Consider the following 16,839-nt stretch of genomic DNA (forward strand, 5'->3'; position numbering starts at 1 on the left):
ACCGTCTCCGCCATGAGGAAGCTCATGGGAACCCCCTGGTGGCCGACGGCGCCAGGGGGTTCCGCGTCTGGGCGCAGGAGCATGAAAGTGCTGGACCGCGTCCACGCCCGGTGAGATCGACCCGGACTCGGCGCCCGCGTCCCGACCGCACGCGTTCATCGCGCGGTCGGTCGAGTGGCTCGTCGCCCACCTGGCCTTCGGCCCGGGTGCGCGCGTGCTCGACCGCTACACGATCACGAAGGACGGGAGCACGCGGCAGTTCTGGAACTGGATGCAGTGCCTCACGCCCGACGAGGTCCGCGGCGAGCTCGCGACCGCGGGGTTCGGCGAGGTCGAGGTGTACGGCGACGTGGCCGGGGCCGACCACGACCCGGACTCGCCCGTGTTCGCGGTGGTCGCCCGGGCGTGAGCCCGACGAGCCGCGGTACCGTGCGGGTCGACCGGCAGGAGAGGCGATGTTCGAGCTGCTCACGGACGAGCTGCGGGTGCAGGTGCTCGACCCGGTCGCGGACCGCGACCGCACGGGCGTGCGGTACTGCACGGGCGGCTACGTCTTCCAGGTGCACGACGAGGTGCGCGGGCCGCTGATGTCCGGCCCCACGTACCCGGACTCGTTCAACTGGTTCGACGGCCAGGGGATACCGGACGCGTTCGCGCTCGCGCCGCTGCACGGTCCCGGGCCCGAGCCGCGCGCGCTCGTCCTGGGCGTGGGGGTGTGCGACCTCGAGGCGCGCCGGGTGGTCGAGCCGTGCGCGTGGGACGTCACGCACGACGGGCCGACGCTGGGGTTCCGCACCGCGCACGCGTTCGCGGAGCACGCGTGCGCGCTCGAGCGGACCGTGTCGCTCGTCGGACGCGTCCTGACGTCCACGACGACGCTGCTGAACGCTGCGGACGAGGCGGTGCTCCCGGTGGTGTGGTTCCCGCACCCGTTCTTCCCGCAGCCGGCGTCCGACGAGCTGTTCCGCAGCTCGGTCGCGCTCGGTCTGGCCGAGGACGACGGCTTCGAGGTGCTCGACGAGCACACCGTGCGCCGCCGTGCGCTGCCGCCCGGGCACGTCGGCCCGTACGCGGAGCTCGAGCACGCCGCGGGCGGTCCGGTGCGCCTCGAGCACCGCCATGATCTGCTGGGTGCGGTGACCATGACGACGAGCTACGCGCCCGGCCGGTTCGCGGTGTGGGGCAACCACCACACCGTGTCGCCCGAGCCGTTCCTGGAGCACGCGCTCGCGCCCGGCGAGGAGCTCACCTGGACGGTCACGTACGCGTTCTGACGCCCCGGCCGGTGTGTCGCAGGCGCGTCGTACGCTCGGCGGGTGGTCGACCCCGGGCACTTCGAGCGGTACGCGGCGGTGTACGCCGGCGCGCGTCCGCCGTACCCCGCGGCGCTCTGGGAGGAGCTGCGCCGTGCGGGGTACCTGACGCCCGGGCGCCGCGTGCTCGAGCTCGGGGCCGGTACCGGTCAGGCGACCGGCCCGCTGCTCGCCGCGGGGCTCGCGGTCACGGCCGTCGAACCCGGTCCGCGGCTCGCGGAGCGGCTGCGCGCCACGCACCCGGCCGCGTCCGTCGTCGTCGCGCGTGCGGAGGACGTGGACCTGGGTGAGGCGCAGTACGACCTGGCCGTCGCGGCGACGTCCGTGCACTGGCTCGACCTCGACGTGGTGCTGCCCGCCGTGCACCGGGCCCTCACCCCGGCGGGCACCTTCCTGGTGTGGCGCAACGTGTTCGGGGACCGCACGGTCCCGACGCCGTTCCGGGCGCGGGTCGCGGAGGTCGTCGCGCGGCGCACGCGCCCGCCGCGCCCCGGTCCGGACGCGGAGGACGCCGTGCAGAGCGTCGCCGCACTCACCCGGTCGGGGCTGTTCCGCGCCGACCCGGTGCGCACGTTCCGCTGGAGCGTCGACCTCGACGCCGACCAGGTGTGGCGCCTGTTCACGACGTTCAGCGACTGGACGCCCGACGAGGTCGACGCCGTCGCGCTCGCGGTGCGCGACCTCGGCGGGGTGGTGACCGAGCACTACCTGTCGTGGCTGGTCGAGCTGCACCCGTGCTGACCGGCCCGGTCAGGGGCCGCACCGGAATCGGCCGGGGTCGTGCGTCGTTCTCACCGGCGTGAGCGACGAGCAGCGGGTGACATTCGGGCTGGACACGTTCGGCGACGTGACGACGACGAGCGACGGCGGGCCGGTGCCGCAGCACCAGGTGCTGCGTGACGTGGTCGAGCAGGGGGTCGCGGCCGACCGCGCGGGCGTCGACCACTTCTCGGTGGGGGAGCACCACCGCGACGACTTCGCGGTGTCCGCGCCCGAGGTGGTGCTCGCGGCGATCGCGGCGCGCACGCAGCGCGTCACGCTCGGCTCGGCGGTCACCGTGCTCTCGTCGGACGACCCGGTGCGCGTGTACGAGCGGTTCGCGACGCTCGACGGGATCTCCGGCGGCCGCGCCGAGATCCAGGTGGGGCGCGGCTCGTTCGTCGAGTCCTTCCCGCTGTTCGGCTACGACCTGGCCGACTACGACGACCTGTTCGAGGAGAAGCTCGACCTGCTGGTGCGCCTGCGGTCCGAGGGCCCGGTCACGTGGACCGGCCGCACGCGCGCACCCCTCGACGCCGCCCGCGCCTGGCCGACGACCGAGCGCGGCGCGCTGCCGGTGTGGGTCGGGGTCGGCGGGACGCCCGAGTCGGTGGTGCGCGCGGCGCGGTACGGGCTGCCGCTCATGCTCGCGATCATCGGTGGGGCGCCCGCGCGGTTCGCGCCGTTCGTCGAGCTGTACGGCCGTGCCGTGCGGCAGCTGCACGGCGACGACGCCGTGGTGCCGCCCGTGGGTGTGCACTCGCCCGGGTTCGTGGCGGACTCCGACGAGGCCGCGCGGGACCTGCTGTTCCCGCACTTCAAGGCGAACCGTGACCGCATCGGCGCCGAGCGCGGCTGGCCGCCGATGACCCGCGACGACTTCGAGGCCGAGGCCGCCTCGGGCGCGCTGTTCGTCGGGTCGCCGCAGACGGTGGCCCGGCGCATCGCGGACGTGGTGCGCACGCTGGGCGTGCAGCGGTTCGACCTGAAGTACGCGCACGGCCCGCTGCCGCACGAGCACCTGCTGCGCGCGGTCGAGCTGTACGGCACCGAGGTCGCCCCGCGAGTCCGCGCCCTCCTGACCTCCTGACCTTCTGACCCCGACGACGGGTGGACGTCGTCCGGTCACACCGGACGACGTCCACCCGGAGCGGGCGGGAGGAGCCGGGGGTCAGGCGGACAGGGCCGAGCGGACCAGGGCCGAGAGCTTCTTGCCGTCGGCGGCCAGGCCCGCGCGGGCCGTGGCCTCCTTCATCACCGCGCCCATGTCCTTCATGCTGCTCGCGCCCAGGTCCGCGACGACCGCCGCGACCAGCGCCGCGAGCTCGTCGTCGGACAGGCGCGCCGGCAGGTACGTCTCGATCGCGTCGGCCTCGGCCGTCTCGGTCGCGGCGCGGTCCGCGGCGCCCGCGTCGGTGTAGATCTGCGCGCTCTCGCGGCGCTTCTTCACCTCGCGGTTCAGCACCGCGAGCACGTCGTCCTCGGTGAGCTCCTTGACCGCGGGCCCGGCCTTCTCCTCGGCCCGGACGGCACCGATCACCTGGCGCAGCACGCTCGTGCGCTCGGTGTCACGGGCCTTCATGGCGGTCGTCAGGTCGGCGGTCAGTCGGTCGAGGGTCGGGGTGCTCATGGGGCCATGGTCTCGCGCTCGTCGTCGCGCGGGCCACCGGATACCCGCACGAGAGGCCCGCACGAGAGGCCCGCACGGCGCCCTCGCGCGCTCGTCGTGCGCAGCGTCACCCCGATCCGGTTTGGGCGGGACGGGTGCTGGCCTGTATCGTCTACCCCGGCCCGCAAGGGTCAGTGCGCCCGTAGCTCAATGGATAGAGCATCTGACTACGGATCAGAAGGTTGGGGGTTCGAGTCCCTTCGGGCGCGCATCGTGAAGGCCCCGGCGATCACCGCCGGGGCCTTCGTCGTCCCCGGCCCCACCCCACCCGGCCCGGCCCACCCCCGAGCGCCGACTGCTGACGCTCGTGCGCGACCGCGCACGCAGGACGTCAGCACTCGGTCCGCGACGTGCGCGGTCGACGGTCCAGAGGGCGGTGCGGGGGTCCTCCGCGGGTGGTGACGGGGCGTCAGGATCGTGCCTTGGCCACCTCCTGCCGCCCGGTCGTCGGGGGGCGCGGCAGCGGCCCGTCGAAGGCGTCGATCCGCGTGATCATGCGGAAGTTCCGCCTGTGGGGGCCGGGTGGCAGAGGAGTGCCCACGCACCCCGCGGCACCATCCGGCCATGGCCCCAACCTGGCGTTGTGGACCCCTGTGGGAGCCGTCGAGCCTGGTCATGTCGCACCCCGGACGGGGCGCACCACGACCGCCGACCACGAGCTCACCAGGAGACGTCATGTCGAACATCCGCCGCACCGTCGCCGCCCTGCTCCTGACCGCCTGTGCCGTCGGTCTCGCCGGCGTCGCCGCGCAGGCCGACGACGGCACGCAGGAGCCGACGGGGACGACGACGCCGACGGCGACCCCGACCGCCCCTCCGGCCCCGAACGTCCCGACCGCCGGCCGCCACTGGGACTGGTGACAGACCCGACCCAGGCGACGGCACCGAGCGAGGAGAGCGCCATGACGGAGCACGACGGGGCGGACGCCCAGGACGCACGCGAGGTCGCGGGGCGGCCCGACGAGGGGCCGCACGAGCGCCCGAGCGCTGCCGACGACGTGCCCGCCCCCTCCGCGCTCCCGGGCCGCACCGAGCGGGCCTGGGCGAAGGGGCTGTGGCTCTCGATGTCCCGGCGCGACGCCGACACCCTTCCCCGGTCAGCGCGAGCGTGAGGAGGCGACGATGACGACGTCCGCCGCGTTCCGCGTGCTCGGCCCGGTCGCGGTCGGGTCCGGCTCACGAGGAGCCGTGCTCGCACCGGGCAAGCCCGCCGTCCTGCTCGCCATGCTGCTGCTCGACGCGGGCGCGGCCGTCTCGCGCAGCACGTTGCAGCGGGCGCTGTGGGACGACGAGCCCCCGTCGGCCGCCAAACAGGCGCTGCACACGAGCATGATGCGGCTGCGCCGCACGCTCGAGGCGCACGACGTCCCCGGCCGGACGGTCGAGACCGTGCCCGGCGGGTACCGCATGACGGTCCCGCAGGAGTGCCTCGACCTGGCGCGGTTCCGCGGCGCCGTCGCGACGGCTGCGGCCCAGGGGAGCGCGGAGCTCGAGCTGCGTCAGCTCGAGCTCGCGCTCGACCTGTGGGAGGGCACGCCGCTCGCGAACGTCCCGTCGGTGATGGTCCAGCGTGACCTCCTGCCGGGCCTCCTCGACGAGCGGCTGCGCGTCGCGGAGCGCGTGTGGGAGCTCAAGCTCGCCCAGGGCATGGCGCGGGACGCGCTCCCCGCGCTGTGGGACGCGGCACGCCGGTACCCCGCGCACGAGCACGTCGCGGAGCTGCTGATCGAGGCGCTGCACCGCACGGGCCGGCAGGCCGAGGCGCTGGTGGAGTTCCACCGGATCCGCCGGCACCTCGACGACGAGCTCGGGATCGACCCGGGCGCGGCGCTGCAGCGCCTCGAGCTGGCGATCCTGCGCGGCGACCAGCCGGGTGGGGCGCGGCCCGAGCGGCACCGCGTCGAGGCCGGCCGCGTACGCGCCGAGAGGTGGCCGCTCGTCGGCCGGGCGGACGCGATCCGCTTCATGTGCGAGCGGCTCGCCGAGTACCCGGCCTCGCCGATCGTCCTCACCGGGCCGTTCGGCATCGGGAAGACGGCCCTCGCGCGGCACGTCGCCGAGCTGATGTCCGCCCGGTACACGGGCGGCACCACGTTCGTCGAGATGCGGGACCGGTCCGGTGCGGTGCGGCGCGGCGACGCGTTGCAGGACCTGCTGGTCGGGCCGTCCGCGGCCGGGCGCCGGCTCGTCGTGCTGGACGACGTCGCGGACGTCGACCAGGCGCACGAGGCGGTCTCGATGGTGTCGGGCGACGACGGTGTGGTCCTGACGAGCCGCACGAGCCTCGCCGGGTTCCTCGCCCGGGAAGGCGGGTGGCTGCACCGGCTCGGCCCGCTCCCGGAGGACGAGACGTCGACGCTGCTGTCCACGGCGCTCGGCCCGGACCGGGCGGGGTCGCCGGACCGCCACCACCTGGGCCGGATCGCCGAGCTCTGCGGGCGTGTCCCGCTGGCGCTGCGGATCGCCGCGGCCCGCATCCTCACACAGCCGACGCAGACCCTCGCCGACGCGTACGACCGGCTCGCCGAGGACCCGCTCGGGCGGCTCTCCCTGCCCGGTGACCCGACCATGTCGGTGCTGCGGCGCTTCGGCGACGCCGTGGCCCACCTCACGGACCCGCTCGCGGCCGGGCTGTCGCGGCTCGCGGACGCCGGGCCTGCCGTCCTGTCCCTCGACGACTGCGCCGTGCTGCTCGGCGTGCCGTCGCGCACCGCGGAGCGCTACCTCGACGAGCTCGTCGACGCGTGCCTCGTCGAACCCGTCCCACCCCGCAGCTACACCCTGAGCGACCTCGTGCGTCTGTGCGCGCGGGACAGCGCTCGAGCCGTCCGTGACACCGCACCCACCTCGAAGGGCTGACACCGCCATGAGCACGTCGTACGAGCAGATCGCCCCCACACGGCCCCGGATCCGCCGTGACGTCATCTTCACGAAGACCCCCGACGGGGTCCTGTTCCACAACACGTCGAGCGGGTTCCGGCTGACCACGGCGTCGGGCTACCGCCTGGCCACCCTGCTGGTCCCCTACCTCGACGGCACGAACCGTGTCGCCGACCTGTGCGGCTCGCTGCCGGACGCGCAGAAGGCGATGATCGGCGAGCTGATCCGCACGCTGTACGAGCGGGGCTTCGCGCGGGACACGCCCGAGGCGGGTCCCGACGTGATCGACGCGGGCGACGCCGAGCGCTTCGCGGCGCAGATCGCGTACATCGACCACTACGTCGACGACGCCCCGGCACGGTTCGCCCGGTTCCGCGCGACGACGGTCGCGGTGCTCGGCGACGACGCCGTGGCGGTCGCGTCCGCGAAGGGCCTGGTCCGCAACGGCGCGGCGCGAGTCCTGGTGACGCCCGGCCCGGTCGCGCTCGCGGCGAAGGCCGAGGCGGGCGACGGTGCGGAGGTCGTCGAGCTCGGTGCCGTGACCGGAGAGGTGACCTGGGCGGACCTGTCCGACGCCGACGTGGTGCTCGTCGCCGGTGGTGACACCGCGGCCCGTCAGACGTACGCGCTGCTCGCCGCGGGCGTGCCCGACGGTGCGCTCCTCATCCCGACGTGGACGTACGGCGAGCGCGCGGTCGTCGGCCCGACGATGCGACGTGGCGGCGCGGGGTGCTGGGTGTGCGCGGTGCTGCGTCTGACGAGCACGCACGACGCGGCCGCGGCCGCGCCGCTGTGGGCGGGCGTCACGCTGCCCGGGCCGGCCCCGCGCTCGGCCCGTCCGCTCGGTCGTCCGCTCGCGTCGATGGTCGGCAACCTGCTGGCCTACGAGGCGTTCCGCGTGGTCACCGGCGCACTGCCCGGCGAGACCGAGGGCAAGGTCGTCGTGCAGAACATCGAGTCGCTCGACGTGATCGCCGAGCCGCTGCTCGTGCACCCGCGCTGCCCGTTCTGCTCGGCGGCGCCGCGGGAGCTGGACGTCACGGCGTGGGTCGAGCCGGCCGTCGTCCCGGACCTGTCCGACGAGGAGGTCGTGGCCGCGCTCAACGCGCGTCAGCCGCTCCTGCAGCCGCACGTGGGGGTCTTCGCGGGCTACGCGGACGACACGCTGCTGCAGACCCCGATCAAGGTGGGTGTCGTCGAGGTCGCGTCCGCGACCGGTGCGCGGCGCTCCGTCCCCGCGTTCGACCTGCACCACGTGGCGGGGGCGCGGCAGCGCGCGCTGGCCGCGGCGGTCGTCGGCGTCACCGCGCGGGACGCCGTGACGGCCCCGGCGGGAGCCGAGATGGAGCGCGTGGCCGAGCGCCTGGTGACCGCCGTGCGGCCGGAGCTCGTCGAGGAGGGTCCGTGGGTCGCGGCGACCTCGCTCCTGAGCGGCGACCAGGTGGCCGTCCCGCTGGCCGCGGCCGAGCCGCTCGGTGCGGCCAACGCGACGCACGGCTTCGAGCCGACGCCCGCGGGCGGCGGCGCGGGTGACACGGCGGGCGCGGCGGTGCGTGCGGGCCTCGCTGGTGCGCTCGCGTACGCGGCCGTGCAGGCCACGATCCGCGGTGGGGCGGTGCACGGCGTCGCGCTCGACAGCCTCCGCACGGACGTCGAGCTGGAGTTCCTGCTGCGCTCGGCCCGCAACCTGGACGTGGACGTCGAGGTGCTGGACCTGTCGGCGCACGCGCCGGTCCCGGTCGTGGTGGCCCGCACGACGGCCCCCGGACGCCCGGTCTGGGCGGTGGCCGCCGACGTGTCCTGGCGGGACGCCGCGGTCGCCGCGCTGCGTGACCTCGTCGGCCGGGTGCAGGTCGCCGGTGCGGGCCTGGTCGACGGTGACGACCCGGTGCTGCCCGAGCTCGACGCGGGCACGTTCGTCGCGGCGACCACCACCGACGCGCCCCTGGACCGCGCCACCACGTGGCGCGAGGTGCGGGCCGCGCTCGAGACCGCCGGGCAGGACGCGTTCGCCGTGCAGGTCGGCGGCGTGGACGTCGCGGCGGGCGGCTTCGTGGCCGTGCGGGTGCTGCTGACGGCGGTGCGCCGGTGACCACCGTGGCCCCGCGGTTCGAGGCGCACCGCCTGGGGCTGCACGACGAGCTCGCCGCCGACGCGCAGGACGTCGCGACGCGGGTGCTGGTCGCCGGCTCGCACGGGCTGGTCGGGCCGTTCCCGGGCGCGGGCGACTCGGGGGCGTCGTGCGGCACGTGCCTGGCACGGCGCTGGCAGGCGGCCCGCGACAAGTCGCTGCGGGATGCGCTGGAGCTCGGCGGGCCGTCCGTTGCGGTCGCCGAGAGCCCGTTCCTCCTGGCGTTCCAGCGGGACGCGGTGGAGGCCGTCCTGGCGGCGGCCGAGCAGGCCGCGGCGGGTGCGGGTCCGTACGCGAGCGTCTACCGCGTCGACCTGGAGTCGCTCGAGGTGCGCCGGGTGCCGTTCGTCCCGGACGCCGAGTGCCCGCGCTGCGGGACGGCCCGCGACGACGTGCCGCTGCGGCCCGAGCTGACGCTCGCACCGAAGCCCGCCCCGACCGTCTTCCGCTCGCGTCCCCTCGACGACTACGGCCTCGAGACCGACGCGTACGCCAACCCGGTGAGCGGCGCGCTCGGCACGTCGATGTGGTTCGAGATGACCTCGCGCTCGACGGCGCCGGCGTACGGCACGTTCGGCCTGCGCGCGGGGGAGTACCTGCGCGAGACGCTGTACGGCGGTCACGCGGACTCGGTCCGCGTGAGCACGCAGGTGGCGGTCCTGGAAGGGCTCGAGCGCGCGGCGGGTCTGCGGCCGCGGGGCCGGCGCACCACCGTGCACGCGAGCCTGGCGGAGCTCGGCGACGTCGCGGTCGACCCGCGGGTCGGGGGGCTCTACCGGGACGAGTTCTACGAGAAGAACCCGCACATCCGGCGGTTCGACCCGCAGCGGCCGATCCCGTGGGTGTGGGGGTGGTCGTTGCGCGACGACCGCGCGGTCCTGGTGCCGGAGAACCTGGCGTACTACCACGCGGGTCCGGTCACGGAGCGGTTCGTGCAGGAGACGTCGAACGGCTGCGCGTCCGGGTCGTCCCTGACCGAGGCGACCTACCACGGGCTCATGGAGCTCGTGGAGCGGGACGCGTTCCTGGTCGCCTGGTTCGCCCGGCGGTCGCTGCCCGAGATCGACCCGCGCACCAGTGCCCTCGCGAGCACCCGGTGCATGGTCGACCGCCTCGACATGTACGGGTACGAGGCGCGGTTCTTCGACGCCCGCCTGTCGTTCGACATCCCCGTGGTGGTGGGTGTCGCGGTCCGGCGTGACGGCGGCCTCGGCACCCTGGCGTTCGGCGCGGGCGCCGGCCTCGACCCCGAGGCGGCGATCGCCGCGGCGCTGTGCGAGATCGGCACCGACTGCCTGATGGCGCCGATGCGCGTGGGCTGGGACCGCGAGCGCTACGAGGCGATGGCGGCGGACTTCACGGCGATGTACGGGCTGCACGACCACCCGCACGTGTACGGCCTGCCGCAGATGCGCGGCCACGCGGCGTTCCTCCTCGACGGTGGCGACGAGCCGCGCAGCGTGGCCGAGACGTTCGGGGCCGACCGGCCCGCACCGCCCTTGGCGGACGACCTGCGCACCGACCTCGCGCACTGCGTCGAGCAGGTCGCCGCGCGCGGCTTCGACGTGGTGGTCGTCGACCAGACGACGCCCGAGCAGGAGGCCCTCGGGCTGCACACCGTGAGCGTCACGGTGCCGGGGCTCGTGCCCATCGACTTCGGGTGGCTGCGCCAGCGGGCGCCGCACTCGAGCCGCGTGCGCACCGCGCTGCGCGAGGCCGGCCTGATGGACCGGGACCTGCGCGACGACGAGATCAACCCCGCACCGCACCCCTTCCCCTGACCGTGAGCCACTGAGGAAAGGACCCTCCGATGGGTTACGCGCACGACTACGCGACAGCGATCATGCATCGCGGCAGGATCCCGATGCCCCCCGAGGACTTCGTCCCGAACTGGGGTGACGCCCCGCGCCGGCACAAGCTGTACCCGGGGGCGGTCACCTTCCCGCTGCCCGACGTCGCGATCACGGCGGACGACGACGCGCCGACGGTGGCCGACGGGTTCGCGGCGGCCGGCGGCGACGAGCCGTTCGACCTGCCGTCGCTGTCGGCGATGCTGCAGTTCTCGTACGCGCTGCAGGGCCGTCGGCTGGCGCCGACCGCGAACACCGACCTCGTCTCGCTCCCGGCCTACCAGTACGCGAACTGGTACCGGGGTACGGCGTCCGGCGGGGGGCTGTACCCGTGCAGCACGTACTGGGTCGCGGGTCCCGGGGCGGAGGTCAGCCCCGGCGTCTACTACTACAGCCCGGCGCAGCACGGGATGCAGCGCCTCGTCGCGGGGGACGTGGTGGAACGTCTGCGCCGCATCGTCGGGCCGGCGGCGGACGACGCCTCCCAGTTCCTGGTGGTGGGCGTCAAGTACTGGCAGAACGCGTTCAAGTACAACAGCTTCTCCTACCACGCGGTGTCGATGGACGTCGGCACGACCCTGCAGACCTGGCGGACGTGGGCGGGCGCGCACGGCCGGCTGATCAACCCGGTGCTGTGGTTCGACCAGGGCGACCTGTCCGACCTGCTGGGCCTCGAGCCGGACGCCGAGGGCCTGTTCGCGGTCGTGCCGATCGCGTGGGCGGGTGCTCAGGCTCCCGCCACCGGGCGGGAGCCCGGCAGGGGCCGGGTCGTGCGGTCCGACCGGGAGCGCTCGAAGGTCGTCATCGAGTTCCCGACCCTCACGACGATCCACCGCACCACGGCCGCGGCCGCGGCGGACCGCCCGGCGGTCGGCTCGCTCGCGGGCGTGGGTGCCGTCCCTCGTGCGGACGGCGCGGTGATCGAGCTGCCCGAGCCGGCCGGTCTCACGATGCCGCTCGTCACGGCGCTGCGCCGCCGCCGGTCCAGCTTCGGCCGGTTCGAGGGCCGGCCCATCAGCGCGGCCGAGCTCGCGGCGGCCCTGGCCGCGTCGGTCGCGGCGCGGGTCCCGAGCGAGATCGACGGTCCGGACGACGGCACGCTGGTCAAGCTGTACGTGTTCGTCAACCACGTCACGGACGTGCCGGCGGGCGTGTACGAGTACGCACCCGAGGCCAACGCGCTGCGGCTCGTCAGCCCTGACGAGCCGGGTGAGTTCCTCCAGCAGAGCTACTTCCTGGCGAACTACAACCTCGAGCAGACGGCCGTGGTGATCGTCCCGACGGTCCGCACGCACGCGGTGCTCGACGCCGTCGGGGCCCGTGGCTACAACGTCGTGAACGCGGCCATCGGCGCGGTCTCGCAGAACTTCTACACGGCGGCGGCGGCCCTGGGGCTGGGCGCCGGGGTGGCGCTCGGCTTCGACAACATCTCCTACGCCGAGCGTCTGGGGACCACGGTCACGGACGAGGCGCCCCTGCTGATCATGCTGCTCGGCCACGAACGGGCCGGCGGCGGCGACTACCGCTACGAGCTGGGGTGACCGACGTGACGACGACGACCGAGGTGACGGGTCTGGGGACCCGCTGGACCCTGCGCGAGCACGTCGGCCTGCGGGTCGCGGGCCTGCCGTGGGACGTGACGGACGGGCTGCGCACGCTCGCCGCCACCCGCTGGGCGCACGAGGTGCTGGACGCGCAGGACGACCTGTCCGCCGAGTCCGCGCAGCTCGCGGACCTGCTGCACGAGGTGATCGGCGGGCTCGACGACGACGGTCTGCGCCGCCGGCTGCTCGCGGTCCGGCGCCAGGTGTTCAAGGACGTGCTGCCGCAGGACCTGGACGGCGTGCTGGCGGCGCTCGCGGACCTGAGCCCGCAGGTGGCGGCGCGACTGGCCGCGTGGGCCGACCGCCGTGGCACGCTTGCGCGGCGGGTCGACGACGGGGCGGCGGTGCTCGCGGCGGACACCGACGCGGCCCGCCTGCGGCTGTTCGAGCTGGCCGACGACCCCACGCTGCGGCGCGGTATCCAGCTCGCGTCACCGGCGCTGGACCAGCAGCTGGTCTCGATGACCGCGCCGGGTGCGGCGCGGCCGGCGGCGAAGCGGCTGCGCAAGGTCGAGCGGTCGCTGCTGTCCTACGTGGCGCGCACGGCGTGCAAGACCAGCCCGTTCTCGACGATGACGGGCGTCGCGGCGGCCGAGCTCAGCGAGTGGGCCGAGCCCGTGCGGGACGTCCCCGGACCGGCGAGCAGCCACGTGCGCATCAACGTGACGGTGATCGCCCGGCTGGTCGAGGCGATCCTGGGGGACCCCGCGCGCCGCGCGGATCTCGAGGTGACGCTGAGCCCCGGCTGGCGCAGCGACGGCGACCGCCTGCGGTACGTGCGGCACTGGACGACGATGGGCGACGACGACGCGTCGGTGAGCTTCGACTCGATCCGCGACGGCCTGTACTTCCTGCGCCGCAGCGGCACGCTGGACGCGCTGACGGGCTACCTCAACGACCGCGGGTCGGCGAGCGCGCGTGCGGTGGTCGGCTGGCTCGCCGAGCGCACGGGCGCGCAGGCCGACCAGTGCGAGCAGTACCTGACGATCCTGCTCGACCTCGGCATGCTCGCGCTGCCGGGCTTCCAGACGCTGGTGCACACCCCGGACCCGCTGCGCGGGTTCCAGGCGGCGCTCGAGCGCGTGGGTGCGCCGTGGGCCGACGACCTCGCGAGCGACCTGGACGGCCCGGTGGCCCTGGTGGACGAGCTGCCCACCGCGGACCTGGACCGCCGGCGTGCGGTGCTCGCCGCGCTGCGGGAGCTGCTGCTCGAGCTGCTCGACGGGCTCGGCGGCGAGCGGTCCCTGCCCCGCACGATCCTGTACGAGGACGTCCGGCTCGGCGACGGGCTCGTCGCGATCGCGGCGCGGCCGTGGCGGGACGCGTTCGGTGCGGACCTCGCGGCGGTCGAGCGCCTGATCCCGGCGTTCGACGTGTCGTTCCCGCACCGCCTGGTGCTGCTCGGGTTCTTCGTCGCCCGGTTCGGCCGGGGCGGACGTGCGGAGGACCTGCTGCGGGTCGTCGAGGACTTCCACGAGGACCTGTACGACCAGTACTCGTCGTACACCGCGGACCGCCGCACGTGGGACGACGGGCAGTACGTCCCGGAGGAGGACTGGCTGGGGCGGCCCGAGCTGGCCGTGCTCGACGACGCTCGGCAGCGCCTGTCGGCGCACGTGCGCGACGCGGTCGCCGGTGGCGAGCCCGAGGTGTTCCTCGACCCCGACGTCGTCGGGCTGATCGGTGACGCGCTCGACGGGGTCACGGGCGGCCCGCGGCCGTTGGGGCACTTCGCGCAGGTCGTCGGCGCCGACGACCGGATGCTGGTGCTCAACCAGTCGTTCGGTGGTCCGTCGTTCCCGTTCAGCCGGTTCACGCACGCGTTCGACGACGTCGCGGGTGGCCCGCTGGCGCACACGCTGCGCGCCGCGGCGGCCGCGCACCTGCCGTCCGACGCGGTGTACGCCGAGGTCACGGGCGGTCCCGCGACGTCCAACCTCAACCTGCACCGCCGGCTCACGGACCACGTGATCGTCTGCCCGGGGGAGTCGAGCGACGCACCCGCCGACGAGCAGATCCCGCTCGACGACCTGTACCTGCTGCACGACGCGGACCGGGACCGGCTCGTGCTGCGCTCGCGGCGTCTGGAGCGCGAGGTCGTCCCCGTCTACAACGGCTACCTGGTGCCGATGGCGCTGCCGAAGATCGCCCGCACGCTGCTGCTGCTCTCGCCGACCCTCATGGTGCGGTTCGACGTGTGGGGCGGTGTGCCGAAGACGGTGACGACCGGCGGGGTGTCGACCCGCCCTCGCGTGCGGCTCGGCTCGGTGGTCCTGTCCCGGCGCAGCTGGGCGGTCCTCGGCGCGGACCTGCCGCTGCGGACCCCGGGCCAGTCGGACGCCGACTGGTTCCTGGGCTGGCACCGCTGGGGCCGCACGCACGGCATCCCGCTGCAGTCGTTCGTGACGGTGTACCCGGCGCAGCGCACGGGCGCCGCGTCGCCCAAGCCGCAGTTCCTCGACCTGGCGAGCGTGCTCTCGCTGCAGGCCTTCGAGGCGATGGTCACCGACCCCGCCGACAAGGCCGTGGTGGCCGAGATGCTCCCCGGGCCCGACGACCTGACCCTGCGGTCGGCCGACGGCCGGGGGCACGTGACCGAGATCGCGCTGGAGACCTTCCGCGCGGACGCCCCGACGCAGGACGGAGCCGGACGATGACCGCACCCGCTGGCGACTGGTTCGCCATGCACATCTTCTACGCGGCGAACCCGCAGCCGCTGCTGACCCAGTGCATCGCGCCGCTGGTCGCCGAGCTCGAGGCGGACGGCCTGACCGCCGGCCACTTCTTCATCAACTACTGGCTCGAGGGCGCGCACGTGCGCCTGCGACTGCGGCCGGCCACGCCGGACGTCGAGCCGCAGGTGCGCGCCCGCGCGGAGCGTGCGGTCCAGGCGTACCTCGAGCGGCGGCCCGCGCTCTACCAGATGGGCCACGGCTACCTCGGGGAGCTGTTCGACATCCTCTTCGAGCTGGAGTTCCCGCAGGGCCGTCCCGCCGAGCTGATCGGCGACGACGGCCGGATGATCCTGCAGCCGAACAACTCGTTCCAGTACCGCCCGTACGAGCCGGAGTACGGCAAGTACGGCGGCCCGGCGGGAGTCGAGCTGGCCGAGTGGCACTTCACGCACTCGACCGACCTGGTGCTCGACGTCCTGGGCACGACGAACGCGCACCTGCGCACGGTCCTGCTCGGCACGGCCGCCCAGCTCATGCTGGTGATGGCGGCGACGTTCCTGCCGGACCGGCGCGACCTGGCCGACTTCCTGGAGCAGTACCACCACTTCTGGCACCGGGCGTTCTCGGGGACGGACCTGGTCGGCACGTCCGAGTACGAGCGCATGTACGAGCCGATGGCCCCCGAGGTGGCGGCGCGCATGACGTCGGTGCTCGACGCGCTCGAGTCGGGCGACCTCGAGGCGCTGCCGCGCACGCTGCGCGGCTGGGCCGAGCACTCCGCGCAGCTGCGGGACCGCGTGGTCGAGCTCGCCGAGGCGGGAGTGCTGGTGTTCTCGAGCTGGGACGGCACGACGGACATCCGCCAGAGCGACCCCGCGCAGGCGCTGCGGACGCTGCTGTCCCCGTACCTGCACATGACGAACAACCGCTTCCACGTCACGCTGCGCGACGAGGCCTACCTGTCGTACCTGATGTTCCGGGTGCTGCGCGAGGAGCTGGCGGTGGCGGCGAGATGACCACGCAGCTGCTGGAGGCGACCCCGCGCCTGCGGCGCGGTCTGCTCGTGTCGCGTCCGCTGACCCGCGGCGCCGCGACGGTGTACGTCGTCAAGGACCGCGCGAACGGCAAGGCGTACGAGGTGCCCGCGAAGGAGCACTTCGTGCTGAGCCGGCTCGACGGCGTGCGGACGCTCGGGGACATCGGCGACGAGTACGCGGCCGCCTACGGCCGCCGGCTCGCCGAGTCCCACTGGGAGCGGCTGCTGTGGCTCCTGGGGACGCGGTCGCTGCTCGAGACGTCGTCGTCGGGCGCGCCGGTCGAGGCGCCCGCACCCACGCGAGCCGTCGCGCTGCTCGACACGCTCGCCCGCGTGCTCGGCGCGGTCGTGAGCCGCCGCGTCCTGGCGGCCGCGCTCGTCGTGCTCGGCGCCGGGCTCGTCGCGGTGCTCGTGGACCTGCCCCGGCTCCTGCCCGCCGCACGGACGGTGTTCGACGACCCCGCGCTCGTCGTCGGCGTCGTCGTCCTGCTGTGGGCGTCGGAGGCGACGCACGAGCTCGCGCACGGCGTCGCGGCACGGTACTTCGGCTGCACGGTCACCAAGGTCAACGTCGTGGCGCTGCGGTGCGTCGTCGAGGACTACCTGTACCTGCCGTCCCGCGGCGCCCAGGTGCTGATCGCGGCCGCGGGCGTCATCACCAACGCCGCGTTCCTCGTGCCGTTCGCGGTCGTGTGGTTCGTCGCGCCGGGCAGCGCGTTCGTCGCGGCGTTCCTCGTCGGCGGCGCGGCCCTGACCCTGCTCAGCCTCGTCCCGCTCCCGCCGTGGGACGGGTACAAGATCGTCGGCCACGCGATGGGCACCGCCGGTCTGGCGGTCGAGAGCCAGCGCTACGTGTACGGGCTCGCGGCGCGGATCCGCGAGCCCCGGCTGCGCTACCCGCGCGGCGTCGCGGTGCGGCTCC

Annotated in this window: 14 protein-coding genes and 1 tRNA gene; 14 read left to right on the forward strand and 1 reads right to left on the reverse strand. The window is 74.6% G+C overall.

Translation table 11 applies throughout. The features are described from left to right. Nucleotides 1-214: 214 nt before the first annotated feature. The 4 genes from CUD01_RS15095 to CUD01_RS15110 all read left to right on the forward strand — a co-directional run bounded on the left by CUD01_RS15095 (nucleotide 215) and on the right by CUD01_RS15110 (nucleotide 3,162). Nucleotides 215-409, forward strand: coding sequence for a hypothetical protein (locus tag CUD01_RS15095; RefSeq protein WP_141322308.1), 195 nt, complete (start codon nucleotides 215-217; stop codon nucleotides 407-409). A 46-nt stretch (nucleotides 410-455) separates the two neighbouring features. Further along, entirely contained in the window at nucleotides 456-1,274 is an 819-nt protein-coding gene (locus tag CUD01_RS15100; RefSeq protein WP_141322310.1) for a hypothetical protein, read from the forward strand. A 42-nt stretch (nucleotides 1,275-1,316) separates the two neighbouring features. Beyond that, on the forward strand, nucleotides 1,317-2,054 hold the full coding sequence (locus CUD01_RS15105) for a class I SAM-dependent methyltransferase (protein ID WP_141322312.1): 738 nt from the start codon (nucleotides 1,317-1,319) through the stop codon (nucleotides 2,052-2,054). A gap of 76 nt (nucleotides 2,055-2,130) precedes the next feature. Then, nucleotides 2,131-3,162, forward strand: coding sequence for an LLM class flavin-dependent oxidoreductase (locus CUD01_RS15110; RefSeq protein WP_244937800.1), 1,032 nt, complete (start codon nucleotides 2,131-2,133; stop codon nucleotides 3,160-3,162). Nucleotides 3,163-3,243: 81 nt separating this feature from the next. Here CUD01_RS15110 and CUD01_RS15115 read toward each other — a convergent pair whose 3' ends face one another. Continuing rightward, complete coding sequence (locus CUD01_RS15115) at nucleotides 3,244-3,702, reverse strand: GatB/YqeY domain-containing protein (RefSeq protein ID WP_141322315.1); 459 nt, start codon at nucleotides 3,700-3,702, stop codon at nucleotides 3,244-3,246. A 175-nt stretch (nucleotides 3,703-3,877) separates the two neighbouring features. Between CUD01_RS15115 and CUD01_RS15120 the strand changes: the two genes are divergently transcribed. From CUD01_RS15120 to CUD01_RS15165, 10 genes are all read left to right on the forward strand, one after another. Then, a tRNA-Arg gene (locus CUD01_RS15120) sits at nucleotides 3,878-3,950 on the forward strand. Nucleotides 3,951-4,416: 466 nt separating this feature from the next. After that, nucleotides 4,417-4,602 carry a hypothetical protein gene (locus CUD01_RS15125; protein WP_141322317.1) on the forward strand — a complete coding sequence of 62 codons (186 nt, stop codon included), beginning with the start codon at nucleotides 4,417-4,419 and terminating at the stop codon, nucleotides 4,600-4,602. 41 nt (nucleotides 4,603-4,643) lie between these two features. Next, a complete protein-coding gene (locus tag CUD01_RS15130) occupies nucleotides 4,644-4,853 on the forward strand; it encodes a hypothetical protein (RefSeq protein ID WP_141322319.1) in 210 nt (69 codons plus the stop codon). 10 nt (nucleotides 4,854-4,863) lie between these two features. Next, nucleotides 4,864-6,600, forward strand: a complete 1,737-nt coding sequence (locus CUD01_RS15135; RefSeq protein ID WP_141322321.1) for an AfsR/SARP family transcriptional regulator — start codon at nucleotides 4,864-4,866, stop codon at nucleotides 6,598-6,600. 7 nt (nucleotides 6,601-6,607) lie between these two features. Then, nucleotides 6,608-8,713: a TOMM precursor leader peptide-binding protein gene (locus tag CUD01_RS15140; protein WP_141322323.1), complete on the forward strand. Its 2,106-nt coding sequence runs from the start codon at nucleotides 6,608-6,610 to the stop codon at nucleotides 8,711-8,713. After that, on the forward strand, nucleotides 8,710-10,533 hold the full coding sequence (locus CUD01_RS15145) for a TOMM precursor leader peptide-binding protein (protein WP_141322325.1): 1,824 nt from the start codon (nucleotides 8,710-8,712) through the stop codon (nucleotides 10,531-10,533). The genes CUD01_RS15140 and CUD01_RS15145 overlap by 4 nt, the downstream gene beginning before the upstream one ends. 83 nt (nucleotides 10,534-10,616) lie before the next feature. Further along, nucleotides 10,617-12,143 (forward strand): nitroreductase family protein, encoded by a 1,527-nt coding sequence (locus CUD01_RS15150; RefSeq protein ID WP_208405282.1) that lies wholly within the window; start codon nucleotides 10,617-10,619, stop codon nucleotides 12,141-12,143. Next, complete coding sequence (locus CUD01_RS15155; RefSeq protein WP_141322328.1) at nucleotides 12,140-14,863, forward strand: lantibiotic dehydratase; 2,724 nt, start codon at nucleotides 12,140-12,142, stop codon at nucleotides 14,861-14,863. The genes CUD01_RS15150 and CUD01_RS15155 overlap by 4 nt, the downstream gene beginning before the upstream one ends. Then, nucleotides 14,860-15,897 (forward strand): lantibiotic dehydratase C-terminal domain-containing protein, encoded by a 1,038-nt coding sequence (locus tag CUD01_RS15160; protein WP_141322329.1) that lies wholly within the window; start codon nucleotides 14,860-14,862, stop codon nucleotides 15,895-15,897. The genes CUD01_RS15155 and CUD01_RS15160 overlap by 4 nt, the downstream gene beginning before the upstream one ends. Beyond that, nucleotides 15,894-16,839, forward strand: a 946-nt coding sequence (locus CUD01_RS15165) for a M50 family metallopeptidase (protein WP_141322331.1), incomplete at its 3' end; no start/stop codon positions are given. The genes CUD01_RS15160 and CUD01_RS15165, both read left to right, overlap by 4 nt.

Source organism: Cellulomonas uda (genome assembly GCF_006538705.1).
GTDB lineage: Bacteria > Actinomycetota > Actinomycetes > Actinomycetales > Cellulomonadaceae > Cellulomonas > Cellulomonas uda.

What these genes read in the sequence shown, in the direction of transcription:
- CUD01_RS15115 (WP_141322315.1), bottom strand. Translation starts at nt 3,702, where the DNA reads ATGAGCACCCCGACCCTCGACCGACTGACCGCCGACCTGACGACCGCC.
- CUD01_RS15160 (WP_141322329.1), top strand. Translation starts at nt 14,860, where the DNA reads ATGACCGCACCCGCTGGCGACTGGTTCGCCATGCACATCTTCTACGCG.
- CUD01_RS15150 (WP_208405282.1), top strand. Translation starts at nt 10,617, where the DNA reads ATGCCCCCCGAGGACTTCGTCCCGAACTGGGGTGACGCCCCGCGCCGG.
- CUD01_RS15135 (WP_141322321.1), top strand. Translation starts at nt 4,864, where the DNA reads ATGACGACGTCCGCCGCGTTCCGCGTGCTCGGCCCGGTCGCGGTCGGG.
- CUD01_RS15130 (WP_141322319.1), top strand. Translation starts at nt 4,644, where the DNA reads ATGACGGAGCACGACGGGGCGGACGCCCAGGACGCACGCGAGGTCGCG.
- CUD01_RS15125 (WP_141322317.1), top strand. Translation starts at nt 4,417, where the DNA reads ATGTCGAACATCCGCCGCACCGTCGCCGCCCTGCTCCTGACCGCCTGT.
- CUD01_RS15100 (WP_141322310.1), top strand. Translation starts at nt 456, where the DNA reads ATGTTCGAGCTGCTCACGGACGAGCTGCGGGTGCAGGTGCTCGACCCG.
- CUD01_RS15140 (WP_141322323.1), top strand. Translation starts at nt 6,608, where the DNA reads ATGAGCACGTCGTACGAGCAGATCGCCCCCACACGGCCCCGGATCCGC.